Consider the following 11,944-nt stretch of genomic DNA (forward strand, 5'->3'; position numbering starts at 1 on the left):
CTACTCCACCGCCTCGGCCACACCTTGGTCCTCACCCAGGAACCCGCCGCTCTGGTGTTGCCACAGCCGGGCATAGGTGCCCTTTTTCGCCAGCAACTCTGCGTGGGTACCTTGCTCGATGATGCGGCCTTCATCCATCACGATCAGCCGGTCCATGGCCGCGATCGTCGACAGCCGGTGGGCGATGGCGATGACGGTCTTGCCTTGCATCATTTCATCCAGGCTTTCCTGAATGGCCACTTCCACCTCCGAGTCCAGCGCGCTGGTGGCTTCGTCCAGCAGCAGGATCGGCGCGTTCTTCAGCATCACCCGGGCAATGGCGATGCGCTGGCGCTGGCCGCCGGACAACTTGATACCGCGTTCACCCACCAAGGTGTCGTAGCCACTGCGGCCCTGGCGGTCACTGAGCTGGCTGATGAACCCATCGGCCTGGGCATTGGCCGCAGCAGCGCGGATCTGCGCTTCGGTGGCATCCGGGCGGCCGTAGGCGATGTTGTCGCGGATGGAGCGGTGTAGCAGCGAGGTGTCCTGTGTGACCATGCCGATGGCGCTGCGCAGGCTGTCCTGGGTGACCTTGGCGACGTCCTGCCCATCAATGCGTATGACGCCGCTGTCCACGTCATAGAAGCGCAGCAGCAGGTTGATCAAGGTGGATTTGCCTGCGCCGGAGCGGCCGACCAGCCCGACCTTTTCGCCTGGGCGAATGTGCAGGCTCAGGTCGTTCAGCACCTGGCGCTCGCCGTTGTAGTTGAAGCTGACCTTGTCGAACGTTACTGCGCCGCCCTGAGTCACCAGTTCGCCTGCATCGGTTGCATCCTGCACCTTGGGGCCGCGGGTGAGGGTGGCCATGCCGTCCTGCACGGTGCCGATGCTCTCGAACAACGAGGTCATCTGCCACATGATCCAGTGCGACATCCCGTTGATACGCAGGGCCATGGCGGTGATTGCCGCGACTGCACCGGTGCCGACCTGGCCTTGGTGCCACAGCCACAGTGCGTAGCCGCCGGCGCCGAAGATCAAGCCTACCACCAGCGCCTGGTTGACGATTTCGAACTGGCTGACCAGGCGCATCTGGCGAAAGCCGGTCTGCTTGAAGTCCTCCATGGCCGCACGGGCGAAGTGCGCTTCGCGCCTGGAGTGCGAGAACAGCTTTACCGTCGTGATGTTGGTGTAGGCATCGGAAACCCTCCCGGTCATCGACGACCGCGCGTTGGCCTGTTCCTGCCCGACCTTGCCCAGGCGTGGCACGAAGTACAGCATGGCCAGCCCGAACAGCGCCAGCCAGGCAATGAACGGCAGCATCAGCTTCAGGGCAAAACCACCCGCCAGGGCGATGATTGCAATGAAGTACACGCCGATGCCGGGCAGTATTTCGATGACGGTGAACAGCACCTCGCGTACCGCCAAGGCTGTCTGCATCACTTTGGTGGTGACCCGGCCCGAAAACTCGTCAGAGAAGAACGACAAGCTCTGGCGCAGCATCAGCCGGTGAAAGTCCCAGCGCAACCGCAGCGGCAAGTTGATCGCCAGCACTTGGTGCTGAACCATGGTACGCATTGCCACCAGCCCGATGCTGGCCACCAGGACGATGCCGATGCCCCACAGCACACGCCTTTCCTCAGCACCTACGGCGCCCCCGGCCTGCCAATTCGAGAGCAGGTCGACCACCTGGCCGAGGAAGGCAAACAGCCAGGCTTCGTAAACCGACACCCCGGCACTGAGCAATGCAAGGGCAAGGATGTAGCCGCGAGCGCCCCGGGTGCAGGCCCACATGAAGCGCAGCAGGCCCACCGGGGGTGGCGGCACTTCGTCAGGGGGGAAGGGGTCGAGCCAGCGTTCAAAAACACGAAACATGTGGGTCTCCGCAAATCAGGTTTTGCTTACCGGGTAACCATACCGCACATCCAGGCATTCGCCTGCCGGCATAACCTTTTCTCATCAAGTCATCGCCCGAAATGTCGCTGTATGCGCGGTGAGCCAGACTTTAGCCTTTTGCACAGAGCCGCAGCACGCTCGATGACTGGCTGGAACGTCCAGCTGAAAACAAAAAGGAGTTACCTGATGTCTGCATTCAAGTTTTCCGGCGTAAACCTGGCCATCACCACCCCGTTCGATGCACAGGGCAAGATCGACTTTGCGCGGTTCGAAAGCCTGATCGAACGTTACATCGCCGCAGGCGTGCAGGGTTTTGTGCTCAGTTCCGGGACCGGGATGCATGTGTACCTGAGCAAGGAGGAGTCGAAGGCTCTGGTGGCCTTTGGTGCCAAGGTCATCAACGGCCGCGCTCGTGTCATCGCGCAGACTTCCGCGCTGCTGGTCGAGGAGGTGGTCGAGCGCACACGGCACGCCAAGGACTGTGGTGCAGACGGCGTGATGGTGCTGCCACCGTTCTTCGAAGGCCCCACCGACGACCAGGGCATTGTCGATTTCTACGCGAGCGTGTCGCAGGCCGGCCTGCCGATCATTGGCTACAACGTGCCTCAGGCCGTTGGCGTCGAGGTGACGCCGTCGCTGTTCAACAAGCTGTGCCAGATCCCCAACTTCGTGTCGGTCAAGGACAGCAGTGGCGACCTGGCGGCTCAGGCCTCGTTGTCACGCACTGGCCTGCCGACCATGAATGGCGCAGACCCGCTGGTCCCCTATGCACTGTTTGCCGGTGCTGCAGGTTTGATCTGGGGTGGTGCGAACATGGCACCGAGGACCTGTGTTGCCGTGGCGAATGCGGCCAGTGAAGGCAACTGGGCCGAGGTGCAGCAGATCTGGAAAAGCCTGGCACCGGTCATGTCGCTGATCTGGCAGGGTGACTATGTGCAGTCGGTTTATGCCGGTGCGCAAATCATGGGGTATGGCGCAGGCAACCCGCGCCGCCCTCTGGCGCGTCTGGCCGAAGAAAAACTGGGTGCGCTGCGTGAAGCACTGGCCCCCTTGATTGAGCAGGAAGCTGCGGGGTGTTGAAACGCGGCCTCTGCGTTTATGTGAGCAAACCTGGGCGTGTCTTTTTTGTATCATTGGCCAGCAGCGAACACCCTCCGTTTTCTGAATAAGTGGTGTAGTTAATGGTCAAGCATACAGAGCCCGATCAGGCGCTGATCCAAATTCCATCATTGCGGGCCGTCAAGGCGTTCGTTGCGGCGGCCAAGTACCTCAATTTCACCCGCGCGGCGGAGTCTTTGTGTGTCACCCAGGCTGCCGTCAGCAAGCAGATCCGCGAGTTGGAAAGTTTCATGGGCGCAGAGCTGTTCGTCCGCAACGGGCGCGCGGTGCAGCTCACGCCCGAGGGCGCCTTGTTTTTCGATGCAGTGCAGTTGTCACTCAGCAACATCGCCCAGGTCTCCAGCCGCATACGCCGGCAACACAAGGGCAAACGGGTGGTGACAGTGTGCTGCACACCGGCTTTTTCAGGGCTTTGGTTGACGCCCCGGTTGCCGGCGTTTCTGGCAGCGAACCCGGACATTGACTTGAACCTTGTCATCACGCAGAACTTCGTCAACATCGAGCCCGGCGTGCAGCCGGACATCTTCATCAACAAATTGTCGAAGATACGGGAAGGGTACAGCAGCCATCTGCTGGCTCACGATGTCATCTACCCGATCTGCAGCCCCGCCTTCCTGGCCAGCCACCCTGAGGCCGTCACGCTGGAGGGCATCTGCAACAGTTCGCTGTTGAACCTCAGCCCCTATGGTCGCTCGCAGATTGCCGAGCATGTGGACTGGCACGTGTGGTTCGAGTACCACAACGTCGACTTGAGTGCGCGGGCGGTGGCGGGCGCACAGCTTTTGCATTCCAACGACTATGGTTCGCTGGTACAGCTGGCGATCATGGGGCAGGGGGTTGCCTTGGGATGGCATTACCTGGTGGACCCGCTGATTGAACAAGGCGTTCTGGTGCGTCCGGTGGCGCACGAACTGGTGCATAAGGACAGCCAGCACTTCCTCACATTCAACGAGCAGAAAAAGGACGACAGCGCCTGCTGCCGTGTGCGGGACTGGATCTTGTCGACGTTCTGATCACATACGCCCCCTGCGCCTGCATGTCGTAAATGGGCATAAAATCGCACATTTAAGGCATGCGCGGGTATTTGCCATGCAGGGGATGCTTCTCGGCGACATCCGGCACTGCAAAAAGCCCAAAAAAAGAGCAAAAAAAGTTTGCCGCTGACAACAACAAACCCACTATTCCTAGCCCTCCATCCGCGCCAGTAAGGCGCCTGATCGCGACATTGATCAGGCCTGTTTTATATATTTTTATCATCGCCCACCGTGCGTGGGCCTTGACACGGTTGAATGCTTTATTTCCTCGCTCGTTAACCACATGAGCTGCTGGCCGACTCAGTGTCTGGCAGCGTTGACCACCGCTGAATGCCTCGCCTATGCTGTGTCTACACATAGTAGACAATAGGTCGGTGCGCTGTTTTTTATCTGCGCAACGGGCCTGCAAACGTGCGCGTCAATCACGATAAGCGGTTGGCGTTAGTCAGCCTGCCGACAACGCCAGTCGTGCAGGTCCCCGCCGATCTATTACTGCAATGTTTCGCTAATAAGCGAGTGCCAAACGTCTTAAGTATCCAACAATAATTAATACCACAGGGGACACGCGCGGTGACGAGCAGTACTGTTTCAATCGAAGATGTACCATTGAATCGATTCCACCAACTCATGACGTTGCGCGCCGGCGGCGGCTGGATTCTCGACGGTTATATCCTGAGTATTATCGGGGTGGTGATCGTGCAGTTTTCCGATTACCTGAAACTGGACTCTTTCTGGCAGGGCCTGGTGGCCGCGTCGGCCATGCTGGGGACCTTCTGCAGTGGCTTCCTGGGGGGCTGGTTGACCGACAAGGTCGGGCGTCGCCGGCTGTTCTTCGTCGGGCCCATCCTGTTCATCGTAGGTTCTGTGGGCACCTTCTGGGTGGAGTCGGGCTTTGCGCTGTTCGTGCTGCGCTTCCTGGTGGGTGTAGGCGTGGGCCTCGAATACCCTGTCGCAGGCTCGTTGCTGACCGAGTTCCTGCCGCAGAAACACCGTGGCCGCCGCCTGGCCGGGCTGACCATCTTGTGGTTTGCGGGTGCTGCATTGTCCTACATCGTGGGCAACTTCATTCTGGCGCGTGGCGGCGACGATGCCTGGCGCTGGGTGCTGGCAAGCGCCGGGGTGCTCGGTGTGTTGCTGTTCATCATCCGCCTGAAAACACCTGAATCGCCACGTTGGCTGATGAGCAAGGGGCGCTTCGACGAAGCGGATCGCATCATCAAGCAGGTCTACGGGCCGTCGTTCTCCCTCGCCAACATGCCTGAGCAGGCGACGGAGCAAAAGGTGTCGCTGAGCGCGCTGATGCGCTCGGGCTACGGCAAGCGCATGGTGTTTGTCGCGGTGTTCTGGAGTGCCGCAGTGGTGCCGATGTTTGCGGTGTACTCCTTCGCCCCGGTGGTGCTGCAGGCACTGAACCTGAAAGGCGATTGGGCCTCGTACGGCTCGGTGCTGATTACGTTGTTGTTTGTGGTCGGCTGCATTGTTGCAACACGCATGATCGACACCCTGGGGCGTCGCCCGTTGATCATCCACAGCTTCCTGTGGTCCACCCTCGCACTGTTGGGGCTGGGCGTATTCTCCAACGGTTCGGAGGTGCTGGTACTGGTGCTGTTCGGTGCCTACGCGCTGTTTATCGGCGGGGCGCAAGTGCTGGAACTGGTGTACCCCAATGAACTGTTCCCCACCGAGATTCGCGCGTTTGCGGTGGGCATGGGGTCGTCCATGTCACGTATCGGCTCTGCCGCTGGCACATGGCTGGTGCCTGTTTCGCTGCAGAGCATCGGCATTGGCAACACCATGCTGGTCGCTGCACTGGTTTCGCTTGCCGGGTTGATCGTGTCGGTGTGGCTGGCGCCTGAAACCCGCGGCATGAGCCTGGAGGCCGCTTCTTCGCTTGAGCGTTGAGCCTGTCCTGAGCTGCAAAAACGCCCCCGCAGGCTTGCCTGTGGGGGCTTCAAGCTTTGCGATACTGCAGCAAGGTCGAGGGTTGACACCGCGCGTGCCGCTCCACCATTATCCAGCCTATTCCACGCAACGGGCTTTCCCCATGTCCATGTCCAACCACGCCATCTTCGCTTCGGGCTTCACTGCCCAGGCAGGCGCGTGCGTTGCCGTTGCCAAGAAATCCAAGAAACAGCCGCTCATCTGACCGAGGCGCGCTGTCTCGTCAGGTGGGCTGACGAGACAGAAGGCGCCAGGTTTCCCTGCCAGACCACTTCGACTCTTCACCCTCTGACGCTGACTTTCGGTCAACATCAGGAGTTTTTGCATGTCGAATTTCCGTGGTATCTGGATCGCCCTCGTCACGCCAATGCGCGCCAATGAAATCGACTTTGCCGCCTTGGAAAAGCTGGTGAAGAAGCTGCTCGACGACGGCGTGGCCGGTTTTGTGGTGTGCGGTACCACGGGTGAGGCGGCGGCACTGTCCAAGGCCGAGCAACTGGCGGTGCTGGATGCGGTGCTGGCCTGGGTGGAGCCGGGCAGGGTGGTGATGGGCCTGTCGGGTTACAACCTGCGTGAGCTGCTAGCGTTTCAGGCTGAAATCCAGCAGCGTGACATTGGCGGGCTGCTGGTCCCCGCACCGTGCTACATCCGCCCATCGCAGGCCGGCCTGGAAGCCTTCTTCGCTACCGTAGCCGATGCCGCCAGCGTGCCAGTGATCGTGTACGACATCCCCTATCGCACTGGCGTGCGCATCGAGCGTGAAACCCTGCGCCGTATCGTGCGCCACCCGCGCATTGCGGCCGTCAAGGATTGCGGCGGCGACAGCGAGACCACCCTAGCCCTGATCGAGGATGGCCATGCCCAGGTGCTGGCCGGTGAAGACCTGCAGATCTTCAACAACCTGTGCCTGGGGGGTGCCGGGGCCATTTCGGCCTCCGCACACGTGCGCGCTGACCTGTATGTGCGCATGCTGCAGCAGGTCAACAGCGGTGACTGGGTGGCCGCGCGTGGTACGTTCTACCAGTTGCTGCCCTGGATCAAGCTGGCTTTTGCCGAGCCCAACCCGGCGGTGGTGAAGGCAGCGTTGCAGTTGCAAAACCTGATGGCAGACGAGCTGCGCGAACCGATGCAAGCGTGCACGGATGCGACCCGGGACAGGCTGCAACGCGTGCTGGGCTCACTCGGCGCCTGAAGACGCAGCGGCTGTTGGCGGGTTGACAAGCCGTCACACCCGGCATATACCGTTGGTTGTCAGGAGCTGCGCATCAATGGCGATGCCGCTGCCTCCACCCCGAACCCCAAAGAGCAAATGAGCTCTCTCCGCATGCGGAGAGGGCTTTTTGTCGTCCCTGAAAAATAACAACAAGAGGTGTTCAACATGCGTCATGGTGATATTTCCAGCAGCAACGACACCGTCGGTGTGGCCGTGGTCAACTACAAGATGCCGCGCCTGCATACCCGCGATGAAGTGCTCGAAAACGCCAGGAAGATCGCCGACATCATTGTCGGCATGAAGCAGGGGTTGCCGGGCATGGACCTGGTGATTTTCCCGGAGTACAGCCTGCAGGGCATCATGTACGACCCGGCAGAAATGATGGAAACCGCCGTGGCCGTGCCCGGCGTGGAAACCGAAGTGTTCGCCCAGGCCTGCCGCAAGGCCAATGTCTGGGGCGTGTTCTCGCTGACCGGCGAGCGCCATGAAGAGCACCCGCGCAAGTCGCCCTACAACACCCTGGTGCTGATCGACAACAACGGCGAGATCGTGCAGAAGTACCGCAAGATCATCCCTTGGTGCCCGATCGAAGGCTGGTACCCGGGCGGCCAGACCTACGTTGCCGATGGCCCCAAGGGCCTGAAAATCAGCATGATCATCTGCGACGATGGCAACTACCCGGAAATCTGGCGCGACTGCGCCATGAAAGGCGCCGAGCTGATCGTGCGTTGCCAGGGCTACATGTACCCGGCCAAGGACCAGCAGGTGCTGATGGCCAAGGCCATGGCCTGGGCCAACAACTGCTACGTGGCAGTGGCCAACGCCGCCGGCTTCGATGGTGTGTATTCCTACTTCGGCCACTCGGCGATCATCGGCTTCGATGGCCGCACCCTGGGCGAGTGCGGTGAAGAGGAAATGGGCATTCAGTACGCCCAGCTGTCGATCTCGCAGATTCGCGATGCGCGGCAAAACGACCAGTCGCAAAACCACCTGTACAAGATTTTGCACCGCGGCTACAGCGGCATGCATTTGTCCGGCGACGGTGACCGTGGCATCGCCGAATGCCCGTTCGAGTTCTACCGCACCTGGGTGCTGGATGCCGAGAAGGCCCGCGAAAATGTCGAGGCCATTACCCGGCGCACCTCGGGGGTGGCGCAGTGCCCGGTTGGCAGCCTTCCCTACGACGCGAAGGAAAAGGAAGCCCGCTAAAGGGCGTGCCCGGCGTGCCTGCGGGCACGCTGTTTCACCGTTGAGGGGAAGACCATGCCGTTCTTGAACGACCTGCTGGAGCAGACGCGCCGCGACGCGTCCTCCAGCGCTGCACTGAATGCCGAAAACTGCCACACCCGGACAATCGTCGAAACCCACCTGCGTAGCGAAGACACCCTGCAGTCGCGTTTCCGCTTCGATGTCGCCGCTGTCATGCAGGTGTTACGCAACGAAGTACTGGGCCAGGACGAAGCCCTGCAGGCCATCGAAGATGTGCTCACCGTGGTGCGCGCGGATATTCTCGACCCGCGCCGGCCACTGTTCACGGCGTTGTTCCTCGGCCCGACCGGGGTTGGCAAGACCGAGATCGTGCGGGCCCTGGCCCGCGCACTGCACGGTGATGCCGATGCCTTCTGCCGGGTCGACATGAACACGCTGGCCCAGGAGCATTACGCCGCTGCCCTGACCGGTGCGCCGCCGGGCTATGCTGGCGCCAAGGAGGGCCGCACGCTGTTCGACCAGGCGCTGCTGGACGGCAGCCAGGGGCGCCCGGGGATCGTGCTGTTCGATGAGCTGGAAAAGGCCAGCAAGGAGGTGTCCCAGGCGCTGCTCAATGTGTTCGACAATGGCCTGCTGCGCTTGGCTTCCGGGGAAAAGAGCTTCAATTTCCGTAATTCCCTGGTGTTCATGACCAGCAACCTGGCGGCAGACGAAATACGCCAGCACCGGCTTGGCCCGCTGGCATCGCTGCGGCGTTTGCTGGGGCCGCGGGCAGGGCAACGGGAGCATTTGCTGGCCCTTGTGCGGCGACGCCTGGTGAAGCGTTTTTCTGCCGAGTTCGTCAACCGCATCGACAGCACCGTGGTGTTCAACGCCATCGAACAGGAAGTGAGCGAGCGCATCGTCGAGCTTGAAGTGTCGCGCCTGAACCGGCGTCTGGCCAAGCACCACTGCCGCCTGCAACTGGATGCGGCAGTGGTCGGCAAGCTGGCCAGCGAAGGGCATGACGTGGAGTTCGGCGCCCGCGCGCTCAAGCGGTTTATCCGCCACGAACTGGAGGTGCCACTGGCCGAGTACCTGCTCGGCACCCGCATCCCTTGCCGGGCTGAAGTGGCCTGCATCACGGTGGCCGGGCACCTCGACCGCGGGCGTATCCGTTTTTCGGTGCCTACATGATGGCTGCCACAGGACAGTGTGATGAGTAGACAAGACAGGCAATTGAAGGTGGGCTTGCTGTTTGCCGAAAGCGGCGTTACCGCAGCCATCGAGCGCTCGCAGCGCTGCGGCGCGTTGCTGGCGGCAGAACAGGTGAACCGCGAAGGCGGTGTGCTGGGCCAGCCGGTGCTGACCCTGGTCGGTGACCCCGGGGGCGATCCGGACCGGTACCGCAACCTGTGCGACGACTATGTGCGCAACCACGGCGTGCGCCTGATGCTCGGCTGCTACATGTCGCATACCCGTAAAGCCGTGATGCCGGTGGTCGAGCGCGCGGATGGCTTGCTGTTCTATCCCACGCCTTACGAGGGTTTCGAGTACTCACCCAACATCATCTATGGCGGGCCGGCACCCAACCAGAACAGCGCGCCGCTGGCGGCTTACCTGACCCGCCATTATGGCGCCAGGGTCGCCTTCGTCGGCTCGGACTACATCTACCCACGGGAAAGCAACCACGTCATGCGCCACCTGTACAAGCAGCATGGCGGCGAAGTGGTGGAGGAGGCTTACATGCCACTGTACCCCTCGGCCGATGACCTGGCCCAGGTGGTGGAGCGGGTGGTTCGCGCTGCCCCGGATGTGGTGTTCTCGACCGTGGTCGGTACGGGTACGGCAAGTTTCTATCAGGCATTGGCGCAGCGTTACGGTAATGGTCCTCGGCCGCCCATTGCCAGCCTGACCACCAGTGAGGCCGAAATCGCCGAGATGGGCGCCAAGGTGGCTTGTGGCAACATCGTCGTGGCGCCGTATTTCACCAGTGTCGACTCGCCACAAAGCCACGCGTTCGTCAGCGAGTGTCGGGCGTTTTTCCCGGCTGATGTGCGCATCACCGCCTGGGCCGAGGCCGCCTACAGCCAGATGCGCATGTTGTGCCAGGCGGTGAATGCCACCGGCAGCCTGGAGGTGGAGGTGATCCGCAATCACCTGTACCACGCGAGCCTGGACAGCCCCCAGGGCAGGGTGCATGTGGAGCAGCAGAACAACCATTCGCACCTGTTCGCGCGCATAGGCGAGATCGATGCGAGCGGGCAGATCTGCATCAAATGGCAGTCGCCTGTGGCTATCCGCCCCGACCCCTATGTGGTGGTGCACAACCTCGATGACTGGACGGCGAGCATGGCGGGAGGCGGCCCCTCATGAGCACCTCGAACATCCTGAATACGCTGCGTGAGCTGCATGTAGGCATTGTTTGCCCGCCCAGTGAAATCACCGATGCCCTGGTGTTGCAACTGATGCGCATCGGTTGTTCGGTAAAGCAGTACTGGCCACCGCCCAAGGCGTTCGACACCCACACCGACCTGGTGTTTTGCGGGGTGTTCGAAGGGCGCCACCATGGCGAACTGGGCAAGCTGCTGGCCCAGGGCGGGGTTCGCCTGACCGCTGTCGCGCTGGTGGAGTACGAAAGCCCGACCATCCTCTCGCAGATTCTGGAGCTGGGGTGCCATGGCGTGATCGTGCTGCCGCTGGACAGCCACAAGGTGCTGCCGGCGCTGGTGTGCGCCAGGAGCAATAGCGAAGCCCACGCCCGTTTGATGCAGAAGAACGCCCAGTTGCAGGAGCGCCTGGAACACCAGGCCGACATCAACAAGGCCAAGGTCCTGCTGATGGCGGCTCAGGGCTGGCAGGAGCCTGAAGCCCATGCCTACCTGTCGAAAGAGGCAATGAAACAGCGGTTGTCGATGTTGGAAATGGCAAGAAAAACCCTAAAACAATTCGAATGAGAAGAGGTTGCCATGTTGTACGGACTGGTTCTGCTGTATGTGGGTGCGGTGTTGTTCATCAACAGCATCTGGCTGATGGGGCGTATCACCGACCGTGAAGTGGCGGTGATCAACCTGTTTGTCGGCTTGCTCAGCCTGTTGGTGGCGGTCTACCTGATTTTCGTGGTGGGCGCGGCCGAAGGCATCAAGGCGGGTGCCTTGACCATCCTGTTCGCCTTTACCTACCTGTGGGTGGCCGCCAACCAGTTGTTGCAGGTCGACGGCCGCGGGTTGGGCTGGTTCTGCCTGTTCGTCAGCGTGACGGCGCTGGTGGTGACGGTCAGCTCCATCCCGGGCGCCGAGGGCCTGATGAAGGTGTGGGATGTGCTGAACTGGGCCGCGTGGACGGTGTTGTGGTTCAGCTTTTTCCTGTTGTTGGCCTTGGCCAGGAAAATCCAGCGGCTGGTGGCGGTGATGACCCTGGTGTGCGCGATCTTCACCGCCTGGGTGCCTGGGCTGCTGATCCTGTGGCAGCAGATGGGCTAAGGGCAACACGACCGCCCTGAGAACGGGCCCGATTCCTGTAGGCGCGGGCATGCCCGCGAAACGTCCAGCTTGGTACATGGCACCGGCGTTGC

General features: G+C 61.5%; 10 protein-coding genes. 9 read left to right on the forward strand and 1 reads right to left on the reverse strand.

Annotated elements, in window-relative coordinates; all coding sequences use genetic code 11:
• Positions 1 to 1,854, reverse strand: a complete 1,854-nt coding sequence (locus A0O30_RS26005) for an ABC transporter ATP-binding protein (RefSeq protein ID WP_105948613.1) — start codon at positions 1,852 to 1,854, stop codon at positions 1 to 3.
• Positions 1,855 to 2,061: 207 nt separating this feature from the next.
• Between A0O30_RS26005 and A0O30_RS26010 the strand changes: the two genes are divergently transcribed.
• The 9 genes from A0O30_RS26010 (at position 2,062) to A0O30_RS26050 (ending at position 11,852) form a co-directional block, all read left to right on the forward strand.
• Entirely contained in the window at positions 2,062 to 2,955 is an 894-nt protein-coding gene (locus A0O30_RS26010) for a dihydrodipicolinate synthase family protein (RefSeq protein WP_105948614.1), read from the forward strand.
• Positions 2,956 to 3,056: 101 nt separating this feature from the next.
• Positions 3,057 to 4,007 carry a LysR family transcriptional regulator gene (locus A0O30_RS26015; RefSeq protein ID WP_105948615.1) on the forward strand — a complete coding sequence of 317 codons (951 nt, stop codon included), beginning with the start codon at positions 3,057 to 3,059 and terminating at the stop codon, positions 4,005 to 4,007.
• A 591-nt stretch (positions 4,008 to 4,598) separates the two neighbouring features.
• The gene (locus A0O30_RS26020; protein ID WP_105948616.1) at positions 4,599 to 5,930 is read left to right on the forward strand and encodes an MFS transporter; all 1,332 of its coding nucleotides are present in this window, start codon (positions 4,599 to 4,601) and stop codon (positions 5,928 to 5,930) included.
• A 364-nt stretch (positions 5,931 to 6,294) separates the two neighbouring features.
• Entirely contained in the window at positions 6,295 to 7,161 is an 867-nt protein-coding gene (dapA, locus tag A0O30_RS26025) for a 4-hydroxy-tetrahydrodipicolinate synthase (RefSeq protein WP_105948617.1), read from the forward strand.
• Positions 7,162 to 7,347: 186 nt separating this feature from the next.
• Positions 7,348 to 8,391, forward strand: coding sequence for an aliphatic amidase (locus A0O30_RS26030; RefSeq protein WP_105948618.1), 1,044 nt, complete (start codon positions 7,348 to 7,350; stop codon positions 8,389 to 8,391).
• A gap of 54 nt (positions 8,392 to 8,445) precedes the next feature.
• Positions 8,446 to 9,567: an AAA family ATPase gene (locus A0O30_RS26035; protein ID WP_105948619.1), complete on the forward strand. Its 1,122-nt coding sequence runs from the start codon at positions 8,446 to 8,448 to the stop codon at positions 9,565 to 9,567.
• Positions 9,568 to 9,588: 21 nt separating this feature from the next.
• Positions 9,589 to 10,746, forward strand: coding sequence for a transporter substrate-binding domain-containing protein (locus A0O30_RS26040; protein WP_105948620.1), 1,158 nt, complete (start codon positions 9,589 to 9,591; stop codon positions 10,744 to 10,746).
• A complete protein-coding gene (locus A0O30_RS26045) occupies positions 10,743 to 11,327 on the forward strand; it encodes an ANTAR domain-containing response regulator (RefSeq protein WP_105948621.1) in 585 nt (194 codons plus the stop codon). Before A0O30_RS26040 ends, A0O30_RS26045 begins: the two co-directional genes overlap by 4 nt.
• A 12-nt stretch (positions 11,328 to 11,339) precedes the next feature.
• Positions 11,340 to 11,852, forward strand: coding sequence for an AmiS/UreI family transporter (locus tag A0O30_RS26050; RefSeq protein WP_060499203.1), 513 nt, complete (start codon positions 11,340 to 11,342; stop codon positions 11,850 to 11,852).
• The last annotated feature ends 92 nt before the right edge of the window (positions 11,853 to 11,944 follow it).

Origin of the sequence: Pseudomonas sp. LLC-1, assembly GCF_002992185.1 — a bacterium.
GTDB classification, from domain to species: Bacteria; Pseudomonadota; Gammaproteobacteria; order Pseudomonadales; family Pseudomonadaceae; genus Aquipseudomonas; species Aquipseudomonas monteilii.

Excerpts from the sequence above, each read along its gene's own strand:
- A0O30_RS26005 (WP_105948613.1), bottom strand. The coding sequence starts at position 1,854 with ATGTTTCGTGTTTTTGAACGCTGGCTCGACCCCTTCCCCCCTGACGAA.
- A0O30_RS26010 (WP_105948614.1), top strand. The coding sequence starts at position 2,062 with ATGTCTGCATTCAAGTTTTCCGGCGTAAACCTGGCCATCACCACCCCG.
- A0O30_RS26015 (WP_105948615.1), top strand. The coding sequence starts at position 3,057 with ATGGTCAAGCATACAGAGCCCGATCAGGCGCTGATCCAAATTCCATCA.
- dapA (WP_105948617.1), top strand. The coding sequence starts at position 6,295 with ATGTCGAATTTCCGTGGTATCTGGATCGCCCTCGTCACGCCAATGCGC.
- A0O30_RS26030 (WP_105948618.1), top strand. The coding sequence starts at position 7,348 with ATGCGTCATGGTGATATTTCCAGCAGCAACGACACCGTCGGTGTGGCC.
- A0O30_RS26035 (WP_105948619.1), top strand. The coding sequence starts at position 8,446 with ATGCCGTTCTTGAACGACCTGCTGGAGCAGACGCGCCGCGACGCGTCC.
- A0O30_RS26040 (WP_105948620.1), top strand. The coding sequence starts at position 9,589 with ATGAGTAGACAAGACAGGCAATTGAAGGTGGGCTTGCTGTTTGCCGAA.
- A0O30_RS26045 (WP_105948621.1), top strand. The coding sequence starts at position 10,743 with ATGAGCACCTCGAACATCCTGAATACGCTGCGTGAGCTGCATGTAGGC.
- A0O30_RS26050 (WP_060499203.1), top strand. The coding sequence starts at position 11,340 with ATGTTGTACGGACTGGTTCTGCTGTATGTGGGTGCGGTGTTGTTCATC.